This window comes from Variovorax sp. SRS16 (assembly GCF_901827165.1).
Classification (GTDB): Bacteria; Pseudomonadota; Gammaproteobacteria; order Burkholderiales; family Burkholderiaceae_C; genus Variovorax.
Genome location: NZ_LR594668.1, coordinates 155,572 through 171,284 on the forward strand (window position 1 = coordinate 155,572; position 15,713 = coordinate 171,284).

The 15,713-nt window shown below is 61.4% G+C and carries 14 protein-coding genes; 5 read left to right on the plus strand and 9 right to left on the minus strand.

Going from position 1 to position 15,713, the window contains the following annotated elements; genetic code table 11:
• Positions 1–155 precede the first annotated feature (155 nt).
• The 4 genes from E5P2_RS32945 to E5P2_RS32960 all read left to right on the plus strand — a co-directional run bounded on the left by E5P2_RS32945 (position 156) and on the right by E5P2_RS32960 (position 3,530).
• Positions 156–539 carry a hypothetical protein gene (locus E5P2_RS32945; protein WP_232080966.1) on the plus strand — a complete coding sequence of 128 codons (384 nt, stop codon included), beginning with the start codon at positions 156–158 and terminating at the stop codon, positions 537–539.
• A gap of 182 nt (positions 540–721) precedes the next feature.
• Entirely contained in the window at positions 722–1,288 is a 567-nt protein-coding gene (locus E5P2_RS32950) for a DUF6998 domain-containing protein (protein ID WP_162571285.1), read from the plus strand.
• Between the two features lie 8 nt (positions 1,289–1,296).
• On the plus strand, positions 1,297–2,160 hold the full coding sequence (locus E5P2_RS32955) for a DUF2971 domain-containing protein (protein ID WP_162571286.1): 864 nt from the start codon (positions 1,297–1,299) through the stop codon (positions 2,158–2,160).
• 170 nt (positions 2,161–2,330) lie between these two features.
• Positions 2,331–3,530, plus strand: a complete 1,200-nt coding sequence (locus E5P2_RS32960; protein WP_162571287.1) for an IS256 family transposase — start codon at positions 2,331–2,333, stop codon at positions 3,528–3,530.
• Positions 3,531–3,715: 185 nt separating this feature from the next.
• Here the strand turns inward: E5P2_RS32960 and E5P2_RS32965 are convergent, their stop codons facing one another.
• From E5P2_RS32965 to E5P2_RS32985, 5 genes are all read right to left on the minus strand, one after another.
• Positions 3,716–5,074, minus strand: a complete 1,359-nt coding sequence (locus E5P2_RS32965) for an MFS transporter (RefSeq protein WP_162571288.1) — start codon at positions 5,072–5,074, stop codon at positions 3,716–3,718.
• Positions 5,075–5,377: 303 nt separating this feature from the next.
• Positions 5,378–6,427 carry an IS110 family transposase gene (locus tag E5P2_RS32970; RefSeq protein ID WP_162571228.1) on the minus strand — a complete coding sequence of 350 codons (1,050 nt, stop codon included), beginning with the start codon at positions 6,425–6,427 and terminating at the stop codon, positions 5,378–5,380.
• Positions 6,428–6,599: 172 nt separating this feature from the next.
• Complete coding sequence (locus E5P2_RS32975; protein ID WP_162571289.1) at positions 6,600–7,379, minus strand: transporter substrate-binding domain-containing protein; 780 nt, start codon at positions 7,377–7,379, stop codon at positions 6,600–6,602.
• Complete coding sequence (locus tag E5P2_RS32980) at positions 7,324–8,073, minus strand: alpha/beta fold hydrolase (protein WP_162571290.1); 750 nt, start codon at positions 8,071–8,073, stop codon at positions 7,324–7,326. The genes E5P2_RS32975 and E5P2_RS32980 overlap by 56 nt, the downstream gene beginning before the upstream one ends.
• A 20-nt stretch (positions 8,074–8,093) precedes the next feature.
• Positions 8,094–9,119, minus strand: a complete 1,026-nt coding sequence (locus E5P2_RS32985; protein ID WP_162571291.1) for a dipeptidase — start codon at positions 9,117–9,119, stop codon at positions 8,094–8,096.
• 138 nt (positions 9,120–9,257) lie between these two features.
• On the opposite strand from E5P2_RS32985, the gene E5P2_RS32990 reads away from it, so the two are divergent.
• Positions 9,258–10,178: a LysR family transcriptional regulator gene (locus E5P2_RS32990; RefSeq protein ID WP_162571292.1), complete on the plus strand. Its 921-nt coding sequence runs from the start codon at positions 9,258–9,260 to the stop codon at positions 10,176–10,178.
• A gap of 176 nt (positions 10,179–10,354) precedes the next feature.
• Here the strand turns inward: E5P2_RS32990 and herA are convergent, their stop codons facing one another.
• The 4 genes from herA to E5P2_RS33010 all read right to left on the minus strand — a co-directional run bounded on the left by herA (position 10,355) and on the right by E5P2_RS33010 (position 15,501).
• Positions 10,355–12,124, minus strand: coding sequence for an anti-phage-associated helicase HerA (gene herA / locus E5P2_RS32995; RefSeq protein ID WP_162571293.1), 1,770 nt, complete (start codon positions 12,122–12,124; stop codon positions 10,355–10,357).
• Positions 12,121–13,356 (minus strand): DUF4297 family anti-phage-associated protein, encoded by a 1,236-nt coding sequence (locus E5P2_RS33000; RefSeq protein WP_162571294.1) that lies wholly within the window; start codon positions 13,354–13,356, stop codon positions 12,121–12,123. Before E5P2_RS33000 ends, herA begins: the two co-directional genes overlap by 4 nt.
• A gap of 196 nt (positions 13,357–13,552) precedes the next feature.
• Positions 13,553–14,431, minus strand: coding sequence for a hypothetical protein (locus E5P2_RS33005; RefSeq protein ID WP_162571295.1), 879 nt, complete (start codon positions 14,429–14,431; stop codon positions 13,553–13,555).
• Positions 14,419–15,501 carry a type IV toxin-antitoxin system AbiEi family antitoxin gene (locus E5P2_RS33010; RefSeq protein ID WP_162571296.1) on the minus strand — a complete coding sequence of 361 codons (1,083 nt, stop codon included), beginning with the start codon at positions 15,499–15,501 and terminating at the stop codon, positions 14,419–14,421. Before E5P2_RS33010 ends, E5P2_RS33005 begins: the two co-directional genes overlap by 13 nt.
• Positions 15,502–15,713: the final 212 nt, after the last annotated feature.

A 15,713-nucleotide genomic window follows, 5' to 3' on the forward strand; every position in this document is an offset into this window, starting at 1 on the left:
TCTGAAAACTACGCGCGGACGCGCGTAGACCACCCGGACACGGTAAGAGCGGGCGTGCCGGCGAGGCCCAATGATGAGGGCTTTAGACTCAGCACATGCACATCCTTGGTCCCGGACGTTCCGCATTTCTTGAGTTTCTCAGGAATTTGACGCCGATGGCTCTGATGACTTCGATTGCGTTGGTCGCATGGGCTCGGCTTGACTTTTCGCGATTGGACTTCGGCAACTGGCTACCGACGATGGTGTTCTACATCTGTGCGCTGACTGCCGTGTTCTCTCTATACGCCAATCTCTCTAGCTTTCTCGACAAGGCATTCCACCCTCCGTTTGCCCTAGGCCGGTTGGCGCGGAAGCTCAAGGGACGTGGCTATACGATGAAGAAGTCAGCTCTGGCGTCAATCGTCTTGGTTTGGAGATCGAAGCCCTTCGTGTATCTTGAAGTGCTGGTCGTTGGCGCGGTCGTCTACGCTGCTGTGATCGCCGCCAGCATGTCGGCGGTCAGCGTGGCGATTGCGGCTTTGAAGAACGGGGTGCGATGACACGGCGACAGCGTCCGAGAATGGCGCGGCGCGGATGGTTTTCCAACCGTAGTGCGCGCCCGCGGCTGAAACCCGGCAGCCATCTTGGGGTTTGCGTCGCATCGGCGCGCGATGTTGCCGACTCACAACGCCAAACCCAGGTCTTGTCGCAACAATTGGGCAGGAGCGGACGAGGAGGAATCGTGAGCGATTGGGATTTTTTGCACGACATGCACGACCGTGGCTACAGCGCCGAGGACATTGCTGACGCTGCCGCCTGCGGCTACGCCCCTTGGGAAGCGAAGTACATCGACAGGGAATGGGCCGAGGAGCAACTTGAGGGCGAGCCAGGGGAAGACGCCGCCTCAGTTCAGCCTGTCCGGAGCAGAGAAGGCTTTCCGTTCAGCATCCTGAAGCAGACGGAAATCTTCCAGGACTTGGTCGATTGCGCCGAGCGGCACTTCGAAAACACAGGCCGATACCTCCAGGTCTGGGGCGAACTAGGCGAAATCTACGCAGAGATCAAATTTGGGCTTCGCCGCCATGCGACCCATGCGCCTGGCTCTGACGGCACGATTGACGGGAAGCGTGTTGAGGTCAAAACCATCTCGCCCGAAAAGACCGGCGACCATGTGCTGGTCAAAAGCCAGGGCGATTTTGAGAAGTTGCTGATCGTCCGCATCGATCAGGACTTTCAATTTCAAGGCAAGCTCATCGACCGCAGCGAGTTGAGTGGCGGCGCGGGCAAGTACCTCAAGGGACGGCTTTGATACTCCCCATGATCTACGGCTTGCGGGATCACGAGCGGTACGTTTACCACTACACCAAGCTCGCAACCGCTCGCGATTTCATCTTGAAGAATCGAAGCTTGCGGCTTGGTAGTTTTGCGAATACGAACGATCCGAGGGAGTCGAAGGATTGGACGTTCAACCTATTCAGCCGCAAAGGCATTGATTTGGGCCAGCACGACTTTGAGAAAACATCGAAATGGCTGTCGGCCGCTCTCAAGTCCAACACAAGGTTGCTGTGCTTCTCGCTTGATCGGCCGCCACTGACTGGGGATCACACGAAGGACATTTTCAGTCGCGGCTTGGCGAAACCGAGGATGTGGGCCCAGTACGGCGGCACTCATACCGGAGTCTGCCTCGTCCTCGACAGGGCCAAACTTGTCGAAGCTGTGGAGGCGACGTATCCAGGCTCCATTCACATGTGCGGGCCGGTCCAGTACAAGGACCAATCATTCATACGTTCGCTCGATCCACATGAGTTCGCGATTGATGTTGACCAATTGGAGGCACTTGGCCAACCCGGCTATGTTGGCGCGCATCTGAAGGCGCACTATAAGACTTTGTTCTTCTCAAAGCTCATGGATTGGCGCGACGAATCGGAATGGCGAATCGTGGTCTTTGCCAATACGGATGAAGACCTGTTCCTTCCGATTGAAAACTCTCTTGTCGGGGTCATTCATGGCGCTTCAACTTTGCGCAAAGACTCTGAGTCGTTGTTCGGGTTGACAGACTCATGGGGCGTCGAGCACATGGGCCTCAGATGGAACAACAGTGCGCCGTGGTACGACCTCGGCAGTGCCTCCTGGTCGGCATCTGATCGAGCGATCCAAGCGCGATTGGCGAAACGCGGGTGATGTCCCAGGAAGTGGTGTAAGTCTTCTTTCACTCGTTGCACGGCAAGGCGCGTAGGGCGTAGCCCGAAGCGGCTTGCCGTGCAACGGCCGCTCTCTTCGGGGGTGGTCATCGTGAAGTCCGGATAAGTTTGAGGTGCGACCCACCAAACCTGTCCACAAAGGAAATCACAATGACCACCGCCACTATGGCATTGGCCGAGCTCGCCGAAAAGGGAGCCGACGTCGACGTCCTGCGCCAGATGGTGCAGTTCATGGCCCAGCGCCTCATGGAGCTCGATGTCGAGGGCCGCTGCGGCGCCGCCTACGACGAGAAGAATCCCGCCGAACGTCTCAACAGCCGCAACGGCTACCGCGAACGGACCTGGGACACTCGTGCCGGCAGCGTCGAGCTGAAGATCCCCAAGCTGCGCCAGGGCAGCTACTTCCCCGAGTTCCTGGAGCCCCGGCGCACCGCCGAGAAGGCGCTCACCGCCGTCATCCAGGAAGCCTACGTGCAAGGCATCTCCACCCGCTCGGTGGACGACCTGGTCAAGTCGCTGGGCATGAGCGGCGTCTCCAAGAGCCAGGTCAGCCGCCTGTGCGGCGAGCTCGACGAGCGCGTCAACGCGTTCCTGGGCCGCCAGATCGAGGGCGACTGGCCCTACCTGTGGATCGACGCCACCTACGTGAAGACCCGCGAGGCTGGGCGCATCGTGAGCGTGGCGGTCATAGTGGCCGTGGGGGTGAACACCGACGGCCAGCGCGAGGTGCTGGGCCTGAAGGTTGGAGCCTCCGAGGCCGAGCCCTTCTGGACCGACTTCCTGCGCGGCCTGAACCGCCGGGGTTTGCGCGGCGTGAAGCTCGTGATCAGCGACAGCCACGAGGGCATCAAGGCGGCGGCTGCGAAGGTGCTGAAGGCCACCTGGCAGCGTTGCCGGGTCCACTTCATGCGCAACGCCCTGGCGCACGCCGGCAAGACGCAACGGCGCATGGTCTCGGCCGCCATCGGCACGGTGTTCGTGCAGGACTCGGCCGATGCAGCGCGAGCGCAATGGCGCTCGGTCGCCGATCAGCTCAGAGACAAGTTCCCCAAGCTTGGCGCCCTGATGGACGACGCGGAGAACGACGTGCTGGCCTTCATGACATTCCCACGAGCGCATTGGACGCAGATCTACAGCACGAACCCTCTGGAGCGCCTGAACGCCGAGATCAAGCGACGCACGAACGTGGTGGGCATCTTCCCCAACGACGCCTCGATCACGCGGCTCGTCGGCGCGATGATGCTCGAGCAGAACGACGAGTGGTCGCTCAATCGGCGCTACATGCAGTTGGAGGGCTTGCAGACCCTGAGCGATACTGCGCCCACTCGGCTGTCCGCAGTGGCTCGCTGAGTACCGTGTATCTCAGCCTTCTCCGGGCTGTGAACCTACACCACGGAATGGGACGCGACCCGGACAATCGTGGTCGACACTCGGAACGACTGCAGAGCGCCAGCCTCCAGTCATTCCCATCTGCCGGCCTGAAGGACCGCAAACGCTGCGAAGCCGCCGCCCGCCCTACTCGCCTCGACTTGCCGCTAGTGCCCGGCCTTGGGGACTGCCACAACGTGGCCGGCATTGCCGCCCGCCCGCGGACCGCCCATCGCCACGACCAGGCCCGCCGACAAGACCGCAGGCACGGCCAACACCAGGAAGATGGTGCTGTTCGGCAGTCCCGCGCGAATAAGCTCCGCCCCGACGATCGGTCCGATCATGGACCCCAAGCGACCGATACCGAGGCCCCAGCCGATGCCGGTCGATCGCAGCGCGGTCGGGTAGTAGCTGGCAGCCAGCGCATTGATGGCCGACTGGCCACCGACGATGCAGAAGCCCGTGACGACCACGGCCGCGAAGAGTTGCAGGAGTTCGATGCCCGGACGGCCGATCAGGAGGATGGCGATTCCCGCGACGACAAAGCACGGAATCAGCACCCGCCGGAAGCCGGCCTGATCGATGACGAGCCCGAGCAGCACGGCACCGACCGCGCCGCCCGCTTGCAGGGCGGTTCCCGCGAGCACGGCATTCGACAGTGACAGTCCGGCGTCGCGCACGATGGTCGGCAGCCAGTTGGACAGGAAGTACAGGTTCAGCAGGTTGAGCAGGTTCACGCCCCAGAGCAGCAGCGTCATCTTCGCGCGGCCGTCGGTGAAGAGCTGCCTGATCGGCGCGCCCTTGCCGGCCCGTTCGTTGACCCGGTAGCCGGCCTTGCCCGAGCGATGGAACGCGGGATCGATGCGACGCAGCCAGCGCTCGACAACGACATCCCTGCCGCGCAGCACCAGGAACTGCAGCGACTCCGGCAGGTGGAACACCATGGCGACCGCGACCGCCAGCGGCAGCGAGCCACCGACGAGGAAGACGGCCTGCCAGCCCCAGCGCGGCATCACGGCAGCGGCGACGAATCCGGCCAGCACCGCACCCACGGTGAAACCCACCGAGACGACCATCAGCACGGTCACCCGGCGCCGCAGCGGCGTGTATTCACCCGCCAGCGCCATGGCGTTGGGCAGCACCGAGCCGAGCCCGAGGCCGGTGGCGAAACGCAGCATCATCAGCTCCGGCAATGTCCGCACCTGCGCCGTCGCGAGCATGCAGAGTGCGAAGAAGAAAGTCGATCCGATGAGCACCGGGCGCCGACCGATGTGGTCGGCCAGCATGCTCAGCAGCAGCGAGCCCACCAGCAGGCCGGCCAGCCCGGCGACGAACACCGGTCCCAGACTGGCCTTGTCGATCTTCCAGTCCTGCACGATGGCGGGCGCGACGAAGCCGATGACCTGGACGTCGAAGCCGTCCATCAGCACGCTCAGCCCGCACAGCAGGAGCGCGATCCCCTGGAAGCGACTGAACCCGCCATCGTCGATCAGCTGGCAAACGTCGGTTTTTTCGCTGACTTCCATTTTTGTCTTATATGGACGCCTCCCGTGTGGCAAGCGAGTTCTTGAAGTTCCGGCTGGCGGTAATGACTGCGGTCTTATATCCGGCCTGTTTGTGCAGATCGGACCGAAGCCCGCCCACTGGCCTTGATGGTCATGCGCAAGGTCGGTGCTCATCTCCGGTACGGGCTTCGCACAAGGCTTGCCCGGACAAAAATTCAGCTTTACCCGACCCGCGGTCCGACCGCTTCACCATCACTTCATCAACTCGACTCACGCACTCTTTGCGGCATCCACTCCTATAGGTTGTTGTCTCAGGTTGTTGATCTAAGCCGCCTGCGCTTGCGCGCCGCAGCCACTGGGCGGAGTGCTCTTCCACTCCGATCGGTACGCCCGCCCGTGCGCCAGGAGCGCCCAGGCCGTGCGAGCCATCTTGTTGGCCAACGCCACCACCGCCACGTTCAGCGGCCGGCGTCGCAGCAATTCTTCAAGCCACGCGGGCTTGGCCTTCGCGTGCGTGATCACCGAACGAGCGCCGTGGATGAGCAATGTCCTCAGGTAGGGGTCGCCTCGCTTGCTCAGGTGGCCCACGCGCGTCTTGCCGCCCGTGCCACTGTGCGCAGGAACCAGCCCCAGGCTGGCTGCGAACTCGCGCCCCGAGCGCCAGCCGCTCGCATCGCCCAGCGTGGCGGCCAGCGCCGTCGCACCGAGCACGCCGATGCCGGGCACTTCGCGCAGCGTGCGCGCCTGGTCGATCCGGCGTTGCTGCTCGGCAATCTCAACTTCAAGCCGATCGATGCTGCGCTCGACCTCCTTGAGCGTTTCGAGCTGCAGGTCAGCTAGCCGGCGCATCAGCGGCGACAGTTGATCGTCGATCTCGGCGCGCTTGACCCCCATCGTCTTCAGTCCGGCCTTCTTGCCGCCCGGGAGCACGACACCGAACTCATACAACAAGCTGCGCAGCATGTTGATCGTGGCGGTGCGCACGCTCACCCAGTGCGACCGTGCCCGGTGCAGCGACATCACCGCTTGCTGCTCGATTGTCTTGACCGGTGCCCGACGAATGTCCGATTGCTGCGCCGCCAGCCAGATCGCTCGCGCATCGGCCGCGTCGTCCTTGTTGCTGCGCACAAACGCACGCACCTGTCGCGCCGGCAGCAACTCCACCTGATGTCCGAGACCACCCAGTACGCGCGCCCAGTGGTGCGCACTGCCGCACGCCTCCATCGCCACGCGCGCCGGCTGCCGCTGTGCGAAGAATTCGCTCAGCCTGGATCGAGGCAGCTTCCTGCGCCCGATCTCACCCGTCTCGCCATCAACCCAATGAAGTTGCATCACGTTCTTTGCAATGTCCAAGCCATACGTCGTACGATTCATCTCGGGGCCTCCGTCTGTAAGTGGGTAGTTCGAACTTCCACTTTGGCACTCGATGCCGTCGACTGCGAGGCCCCCTTCATCACCTGTGTCTCCACCGTTCGCGGTCGATCAGCGAGGGGGAGGCGTCCATACCATCTCCAGTTGTTGTGGGGGCGCGCGCCGCCCCTGCCAGTCAACGGGCGCGCAAGGGCGACACCTCGAGTCCGGCCACCCGGTGCTGCTCGATCAGGGCTGCGACGCGACCCGTGGCCTTGGCATCGCGGACGAACTGCTGCACGAAGAGGGCGCCCTCAGGGTGCTGCGCGTCCGAGCCCACCGACTGCTGCACCGTCATGAATGCCCCCGGCAGAATCCGGCTGCCGGGCCACGCCTGCTGGTCGGAAAGCAGCTTGGGGACCAGGCTGGCCAGCGCGTCGATGCCGCCACGCCTGAAGTACTCGAAGGCCTCGTCGAAGGTGGCGCCGTGCACCAGGCTGGCATGTTGCAGGTGGCTGGCCAGCCAGAGCGCGTAGGCGCTGCCGCGAAAGGCGGCGATCCGATGCGGCTTCCGGTCCACCTCGTCGGCATGCCGCAGCGTGGATCCCGGCGGCACCAGGTAGCCTGCCTCGATGTCCACGTAGGGCTCGGTGAAGCGGATGCGGTCGGCGCGCGCCGGGTCGGCGCCGATGAACGCGACCGTCCAGGCACCGCTGCCGGCGGCGCGGACCACTTCGGCCGGTGTGTCGTAGGCCATGAACTCGATGCCAACGCCGAGCGCGCCCGCCATCGCGCGCGCCATGTCCGGCGCCACGCCGCGCCATTCGCCGGCTTCCGACCGGCCGGACACCAACAGGAAGTTGCTGAGATTGAGCGCGGCGCGCAGGACACCGTCCGGCGCCAGTTGTCGCCCGGCCACTTCAGGCAGGCCGAGCGTCGGCCAGGAGGAATTGCTTGACGAGTCTTGTGTAGACATGGGGTTGATCCACTTCGATGTTGTGAGCCGCATCGTCCACCCAAACGAGCCGGGCGTGCGGAATCGCCGCCTGCACCAGCCGCGCGCTCTCCATCGGCACGATGCCGTCCTGGCGCCCGTGCAACAGCAGCACCGGCAGTTCGAGCTGGGCCAGGCGCGCGACCAGCGCGTCATCGCACGCCAGGCCGGCACCGTACTCGACAGCCAGCCGGCGATTGGCGGCGATGACCTCGTCCGACTTGGTCTCGGCGCGGCGGCGCTCGGGATGGGCATAGGTCCGGGCCAGTTGGGTGGCCGGGTCGGCTGCAGGCCGGGGCATGCCCCGCGGCCAGAAGCCCGCGGGACACTGCAGCACGAGCGATTCGACGAGCGCCGGACGCTGGACCGCGAGCCAGCTCGCGACCCAGCCGCCGAAGGAATGTCCGGCCACCCGGACCGGTGCGCCGATCACCGTGTCGATGAACTCGCCGATCCAGCAGCCGAGCAGCGGGACCATGGCCGCGACCCGCGGCGGCGCCGTGCCGTCGAACCCGGGCAGCGTCGGTAAATAGAGGGTGAAGCTCTGCATCAGCTCTTCCAATGCCGGCGTGATGCGCACGCCGCTCGCAGGATGCAGGCAGAGCAGCGACGGCCCCTGGCCGCCGACGAGATAGCGGATCTCGCAATCGGCCAGCGGGGCAAGCAGGTTCTGCATGGCCACCACGTTCCCGCCACCTAGCGAAGCACGGTGTCGAGCACGCGCAGCAGGTTGCCGCCGAGGATCTTCCGCACGTCGGCCTCGACATAGCGGCTGCGCAGTTCGGCGCCGAGGAAATCGGCCGCGAGCGCCTTCGGTCCCAACTGGTCTTCCATGCGATAGATGCGGTAGTCGGCGCCGAATTCGCGCGCGCCCTTGCCCGCCACCGAGTCGTAGCCCGGCAGGTAGGGCTGGATGCGTCGCGCATCCTTGGCCGATCGGTGCCAGTCGTCCTGGGCGCAGACGCCCACGTGGTCGACGCCCACCAGTTCGATCAGGTAGGCGATGTGCTTCATCAGATTGGGCATGCCGCCGGCGATGCGGGCATCCGGACAGATGACGCCGCCCTTGGCTGCCGCGGCGACGATCACCTCGTCGGGGGCGGCGCGCCGGATGGCGCTGTTCTTCACGCCGGCCCATTCGACCTTGGGGCCCTTCACCATCAGCTCGCGCGCCATCGAGTGCGAGAAGATGGCCGGATGCTCGGACAGCGCAATCGCGTCCATGGCCGTCTTGTCGCCGACATGGGACAGGTCGAGCACGACACCGCGCCGGTTCAGCACCCGCACCGCCTGTTGGCCGATCTGGCTCAAGCCGGAATCCTGGGGCGACGAGAAGCCGCAGCCGTAGTAGCTGTTCTCGCGAAAGGCCAGGGTGCTGCAGCGCAGGCCCATGTCGATGAAGGCCTCGAGGAAGTTGATGCTGTCGCTGAAGGGCTTGGGATTCTGCAGGCCAAGCAGCACGCCGACCTTGCCGGATCCCAGGCGGCCCAGGTCCTCCCGGCCCTGCACGATGAACGCACCGGCGTGCGACTCGACGACGCGCTTCACGGTCTGGAGATTTTCCATCGCCTCCAACGTGTCGTCCCATGTGTCGTTGGCGGTGCAGCCGGCCAGGGTCACACCGAGGCCGATGCACTCGTCCATGAATGCGCTGCTCAAGTCCTCGAACCACGAGGCGCCGACGGCGTTGACGATCGGGACGATGTTCTGGTTGGTGTTCACGGTGTCTCCTTGGGGTGCAGGTGTGCGGGAACGCGATGGGCCAGAGACTAGCCGGCAGCTCCGTACGGCGATAGACAAGCATTTGCGATTACGATCAGGAAAATCTTTCACCAGAAAGCGATTCGAATTGCGATGCGTATGAAGTTTCAGCAACTGAGCACGCTCATCGCGCTGGTCGAGGCAGGCAGCATTCGCGGCGCTGCACGGGCGCTGAACCTCACCCAGCCGGCGCTGACGGCCCGGGTGGCGGAGCTGGAACGGGAGGTTGGCGCGAGCCTGGTCAATCGCTCGGCGCATGGCACGACATTGACCCCGATCGGGCGTGCATTGCTGGTGCACGCCAAGATCATCGACAACCAGATTCGGCGTGCCGAGGACGAGATCGCGCAGCTGAGCGGTCGCGGCGTGGCGTCGGTCTCGATCGGCGCGTCGCCGCTGGCGGCGGTCGAGATCCTGGCGCCGCTGCTGCTGCCGCTGGCGCGCTATGACGCCAACGCGCACCTGCGTGTCATCGAAGGGCAGTTCCAGGAAATGTCGATGGCGCTGCGCGAAGGCGCGCTGGACCTGGTCATCGCCCCGATACCGCTGGGCAAGCCTGCCAACAAGACCTTCCATTTCGAGGAGCTCGTGGCCTACCCGATGCATGTGGTCGGCAGGGCCGGCCATCCGCTCGAACGATGCAAGCGGCTCGCAGGACTGCAAAGCGCCAAGTGGGTGGTCGGCGCGGCAACCCACAACAAGCGCTCGACGCTCGAGGAGCTTTATATCCAGCACGGAATGCCGGCGCCGACCATCGCCGTGCACGCGGACGCGATCACGCTGGTCCTGGCCAGCGTCACCTCGAGCGACCTGCTGGCGCTCCTGCCGCCGCCGCTCTACACCGGCTGGCCGGACAGGATCCGGCCGCTGCCGATCGAAGACGCGATCCGTCCTCTGCGCCTCGGGTTGATCACGCTCGCGGGCACGCCCCTGACGCCGATTGCCGAGCGCTTCGTCGCGCTCGTGCGGCAGCGGTCCGCCCTGTTGGCGAAATCATTGGCGGCGCGTCGACGACGTTAACCGTTGATGGGGATGGCAGAGCCGGCGACCGCTTGCGCCGGAAACTTGAGGTGCGGCAATTGATCGCGGCCGGCAGGATTCAGCCTGGCCATGATCCGTCAAATTTTGGGACGTAGAAGGAGCGTTTCCTTCAGACTGATCGCGGTTGTCCGACCGAACCGTCCAGAAATGGAAGATCACTCTTTTAGCCAGGTCTTCTTGATGCCCGCGAAATCCAGCTTCTTCCATTCCTCTTTCCACAGTTGGTAGTACGGAATGTCGGTGGACGACGGAGCTGGGCTGCACTGCGCGACCTTGACCAACGAAGGCATGACCACCGCTTCGCCGATGAGCAATGCCTCTCCAGCACTCAAAGTCGGCAACTTCTCGCACAGGTTGCCTAGCGTGTCCGGTAGCAAGCGCGATACGTAGCTTTGATCACTCGGATTCGTCAGCCGCATGGCGAGGAAGTTGCTGCACTGCGAGAAGATCGTCTCGGAAATCTCCGATGGCCGTTGGCTTGAAAGCAGGGGCGTGACGCCATACTTCCGCCCCTCCTTGGCGATGCGCTCGATCGAAAACTTCGAGGCCCTGAACCTGGCAAGGTCGCTGTTCGGCACATACTTGTGCGCCTCCTCGTAGACCAACAGGAGTGGAGCATCGGTGTTGATTGGCTCGTTTGCCTTGGTCCTCATCACCTTGTAGTGATAGCCGTATTCGAACAGGATTCGGGAGATCAGCGAGACTGTGATACTGAGCACCTCGAAGGGCACGCCGCTCAGGTCGACTACGGTGACGTTCGACTGCTTGGCTCCATAGCCAAGCAGGCTCATCAGCGTGCCTTCGAGAGTCGCCGTATCCGCTGCTGGACCAAACAGAAACTGAAGCCGATCTTGGGCGACCTTCGACTCGAAGCGAGCGAAGAACTTGTCCAGCGACTTGTCTGCGTAGCTGCCAGCCGTGATGCTCTGAGCCTTTGTAGGATGGAATGCCAGTCGGTCCTCGAAATACTTGTCGAGGCGCTGATCTGCGTCCAACTGTAGGCCGTGGGTTTGATCTGTCTTGCCTTCAGCGAGTAGCGTGTAGGAGCCGTCCGCAACCATGTACCGCGCCTCGTTCTTCGAGTTCACGGTCTCGTTCTTGATATTGAACAGCGCGTTCAGCACTTGGCGAATATCGAACTTCAGGGGACTGTCGTAGAAGACGAACTTTGCCCCAGCGTTATGCCTCTTCTTGTTCTCGGTGACTAATTGGCGAAACACCGCCGATTGGTTGTAGTTGTCGCGCTCGCCGGTATCCAGGAGCACCTCTTCGAGCTCTTCGCTGTTGAGGAGCCAATATGGAAGAGTTAAGCTACTCGCATCCAGAAAGTTTGCGTCAGGGAAGGCCGACCTGTACTCGGAATGGATATCGAAGATGACGACGTGCGAATTGTTCAACGCGTATTCGCCATTCTTTGCTCCAACCGCTGACTGGATGATTTTTGCGATCGTATGTGACTTTCCTGCGCCCGTTGAGCCGACAACAGCAATGTGTTTGTTGAAAAACCGATCACCGTCCACCGGCACCTTGATTTCAGCATTCGATGCCAACGAGCTGAATACAAACTTCTTGGCAGGATCCACCGAGTCTTCGAAGATCTTCTTGATGTCGGCTTCCGTCGCCGGCGCTACTCCGGTTGGCGGGATAGTGAGCGTGTCGCCTCCGCGGATGAATTTTCCGTCGGCGATGATGCCAAGCGGCAGCGCCTCAATGACGTGGCGGCGCTCCGACTTGTCCGTCACCTCAATACAGAAGTTCTCAATGATTGCTATCAGCGCGCAGTCTTCACTATCGGTGATCCGAAGGTATGAACCTACCCGGATACTTTTTCCGTCAGAGAACGCTGAAATGTCGCTTACAGAGATCTTCACCTTGTCAGGGAAGACGGCAATAACTTCTGCCTTAATTTCGCTGGAATTACTCATGCCTGCATGATCTCCTGTATAAAATACGAATTGCCACTCTTGATTTCATGGTGAGCTATGCTCTTGGGAAGATATGCATTTTCCAAAGGCGCGACTTTGAAGAGGTCATAGATTGCAACTACTGATCCGGTAATCGCGGAAGCAGTTTTTGCCAATTCATCCGGCGATGGGATGAATTTGACCCGATAAAGATTTTCCTTTGTCGAATCGGCGACAAGTGTTGCCGCAGAGAAATCCGCTCCATGGAACGGGTAGCCGTCGCTGAACTTTACCCCTTGCTTAAGCAGATTCGCCTTGAGTTCGATCAAATCCCTTGGAGCAACGCCCCGCAACAGCACATATGGACAAAACCTATCCTGTTGCGGGGTTCTCCCATGCTCTTTGTGCGAGAAGAATTCTCCGATCTTGACGAGCATCGTCGTCGCCTTGTGTAATTCATACTCACCGGTTATATCAATTACAAAGATCCTCGATGCTTTCTGCATTTTCGGCGTTGGGGATTTAAAAAATTTCCGCCTAATCAGTTTCGCATAGTAGTCGTTGCCGAATTTCTGCTGCAGCCACAAGCTGAATATTATTTCCTTACGGTTGACAGCCGTGAGAAATCCGCTTCTTGCAATTTTGCGCTTTGTCTCGTCTGCTTCGACCGCCAAGGCCTGAATCACGTTTATAGCGTTCGGATAGTAGAAAATTTCAACATCTGCGGCACTACAGCCTTGAATTTCCGCAATCAGAAGCCTGGTGATTTTCTTTTGCTGATCTTCATACGATAGCGCATTCGGATCAATATCTAGCAGCGCTTGAAAATCGGCAAGCTGCGCAGGCGTTATCGAAAGCTCTTCATGGACCTTATGCTCTATTTTTTCGTGCGTGTAGGTCAGCAAGTTCTCTTTTAAAAAGGCAGCAGTGAGAGGAAGGGTGAGTTTATGTTGACCGCCTTTATAGTGTCCAAAAAGTCGGTATCTAAAGGTTTGCCTGCTCGGGCATCCAGCCTTATGGTAGTGCCTTAGCATGTGAATGACCGAATCCTTGATCACCGAATGATTATATTCCGTTCCCTCGTAATACTTGCACTGGACGAATGCGCTCTGATCTCCGTCGTCTAGGTCAATATCTTCGATACCCTCAACTGTCACGCTTGCCTGCTTAGACGCTTCGAGCAGGCGCACGATCGTCTGGTCGAACTGGTAGAAGTAACCTTTAATGGTCGCAGTTGCAGAGCGGTCTTTCATAGCTTCTCTTCAGTGATTTGGTGCGCGAAAGCGAATTACGGGGGTCGGGTGGCCGGCTACTTGAATGCCATCCGCTAGGCCTCATCGAGCAATTCATACGTCGTCACGAGCCTGCTCAGAAGGAGATGCTGCCAACCAACCGGGAAGTGTCTTGTCCCAGGCGAACAGTGCATCGAGATGTTGAACGTCGATTAGGTCATGGGGCCGACTCCCTCAATCCAAGTGCGCGCAGCCAGGCATCGACCTGACCGAAGGCATCCTGCTGCCACTGCTCTGGGTTGCGGTCTCCAAGGACATCCGTTTCCTCGACGAAGCGACGTACACACGTCGGCCCAAAACCCTCGACGGTGTCGAACTTGCCCGCAATGAAGCCGTACCCCGCAGCGCCACTGGCATGACCGAGCAGTGGGCGGCATTCCTCGGCGAGCGCCTCGGGGCCTCCCGGATAGTTGCGGATGCAGTAGTAGATGTCGTAGGCGTCCTTCTGTTTGTAGCGTCCCTCGATTGCATGGCCCTTCATGGCCAGCAGGGCTGGGATCGAGCAGACGGCGATCTCGACGCGGTTCGTACCGCCAGCGGGCATCGAACCGGTGATCGCCACCAGCTGGTAGAAGCGAAGGGCCAGATCGGCACCGTCCGCTCTTTGCACCGCAAAGTCGCTGATCAGCGGCGGCACGTTCTTGACGATCTCGGCGTTGCGGGGCATTAGGAAATCGACAATGACGTCAATCGGAGCACCGCCATCTTCGGTGCGAACTTGGCGAACAAGCTGAAAGCGCCGAAGCTCGCGACGCTGCTCATAGCCATGACCCTGTAGCGATTCAATCAACATGGCGTATTCGCCGTCGCCCAATGCGTCCGCGTCCAGGCCGAGGTCCACGTCGAGCGTGCCGACGTGCGGCATGTCCTCGTTGCCCAGCAGCAACCACGGTACGGCGCCGCCGACGATGGCGAACTTGCCCTTGAAGCTCCCGAGGATCTGGCCGATTTCGACCAGCACCGTTTTGACCGCCGCTGTGGTGCGGTCATCGTAGTCGGCGGCGGACTGTGGCTCGCCGGGAGTCATTTCTGCCATGTCAGCCTTTCTTGTCGTAGGTGGTCGGCCGCCTCCCGCCCTCGCTCCCCGGCCGCGGCGAGGTCCAGGTAGGTCTGGACGGGATTGGTGCAGACGACGCCAGGTGCTGGCTCCACCGAATCGCGGAATACACCGAGGTCCTTGAGGACGGTCACCGTCACGTTCTCACCTTTGGAGCTCGAAGACAGCTTCAAGCCCTCATGCAGACGTTCAAGACCTGCATCGTCTGCATAGAAATACTGCATGCCCGTGCGGCCATACGGGGCGAGCCAATGCGCTGCAGAGAAAGACGCAAATACCGCTAGGCCTGACTCGCGATCCACGTGCAACACCCGCCGCGCGGCCTCCTCTAACGAACTACCGTGCAACGTCGTGTAGAAGCTCATTCGCCGGCCAGCCGGTGGCTCGTAGGCGTCGCACCACTCATCCAGAAGGGCATCGGGCTCAGACAGGTACAGGCCTTCGTCGGACACTTGTGCCCACTCACGATCCAGCAAACCTGTGCGCACGTTGCTCACATGCCCCAGGCTGACATCAGCGACTTGCGCAAGCTCCGTGACGCGCCATGCTCGGTGCGGATCACGAAGCATGGCGCGCAGCACCTGTGCGGACTTCGGCTTGAACAGCGACCTGAGTTCGCGCCGCTCGGCAACAGGCTTGCTTGCAACTTGGCGCTCGATGAAGATGCCGTCAAAAACCAGGCGCGCATTGCCTTCGAGATCCATAAAACCTACGTCCTGCTCGCGACATAGCGCTTGGGCTTCGGGCGTCAGATAGGGGGCGATGAAGACGGGCGTGGCATCCTTCGCCTGATGAGCCACGTAGTTGCGTAGCTGAAGCAACGCCATCCGAACATGGCGCGGCTGGCCACTGGACTTGACTTCGCAGACCAGCGCATGGCGCCTGCCAGACACGTCGATATGCGCCACGATATCGACCCCGGAGTCCTGTTTCAGCGTCTCGTGCTCAATGTCCAAAAGTTGGATCGCGGACACCTGCTCCAGCAGCAGCCGGAGAGCGTTTGCCGCTTGGCGCTCTACGTTCTTCATCGAATCACTGATTTTCAGCATCCGCTGAAAATACCATCTTTGGTGAAACTATCAAAGTAAATTTCACCATAAGAATGACTTTCAGCAAACGCTGAAATGGTACTGGTGGGTGAAACTGGGCAGCAGCGGAAATGACGACTCTGACCAGCGGCCTTCAAACACGCGTACAGGGCCGCCCGGCGCGGGACCTGTCGTAGCAACACATCCAAGGGCCATAACCCCGCTCGCTAGGG

Excerpts from the sequence above, each read along its gene's own strand:
- E5P2_RS32945 (WP_232080966.1), top strand. The coding sequence starts at position 156 with ATGGCTCTGATGACTTCGATTGCGTTGGTCGCATGGGCTCGGCTTGAC.
- E5P2_RS32955 (WP_162571286.1), top strand. The coding sequence starts at position 1,297 with ATGATCTACGGCTTGCGGGATCACGAGCGGTACGTTTACCACTACACC.
- E5P2_RS32960 (WP_162571287.1), top strand. The coding sequence starts at position 2,331 with ATGACCACCGCCACTATGGCATTGGCCGAGCTCGCCGAAAAGGGAGCC.
- E5P2_RS32965 (WP_162571288.1), bottom strand. The coding sequence starts at position 5,074 with ATGGAAGTCAGCGAAAAAACCGACGTTTGCCAGCTGATCGACGATGGC.
- E5P2_RS32970 (WP_162571228.1), bottom strand. The coding sequence starts at position 6,427 with ATGAATCGTACGACGTATGGCTTGGACATTGCAAAGAACGTGATGCAA.
- E5P2_RS32975 (WP_162571289.1), bottom strand. The coding sequence starts at position 7,379 with ATGTCTACACAAGACTCGTCAAGCAATTCCTCCTGGCCGACGCTCGGC.
- E5P2_RS32980 (WP_162571290.1), bottom strand. The coding sequence starts at position 8,073 with ATGCAGAACCTGCTTGCCCCGCTGGCCGATTGCGAGATCCGCTATCTC.
- E5P2_RS32990 (WP_162571292.1), top strand. The coding sequence starts at position 9,258 with ATGAAGTTTCAGCAACTGAGCACGCTCATCGCGCTGGTCGAGGCAGGC.
- herA (WP_162571293.1), bottom strand. The coding sequence starts at position 12,124 with ATGAGTAATTCCAGCGAAATTAAGGCAGAAGTTATTGCCGTCTTCCCT.
- E5P2_RS33000 (WP_162571294.1), bottom strand. The coding sequence starts at position 13,356 with ATGAAAGACCGCTCTGCAACTGCGACCATTAAAGGTTACTTCTACCAG.
- E5P2_RS33005 (WP_162571295.1), bottom strand. The coding sequence starts at position 14,431 with ATGGCAGAAATGACTCCCGGCGAGCCACAGTCCGCCGCCGACTACGAT.
- E5P2_RS33010 (WP_162571296.1), bottom strand. The coding sequence starts at position 15,501 with ATGCTGAAAATCAGTGATTCGATGAAGAACGTAGAGCGCCAAGCGGCA.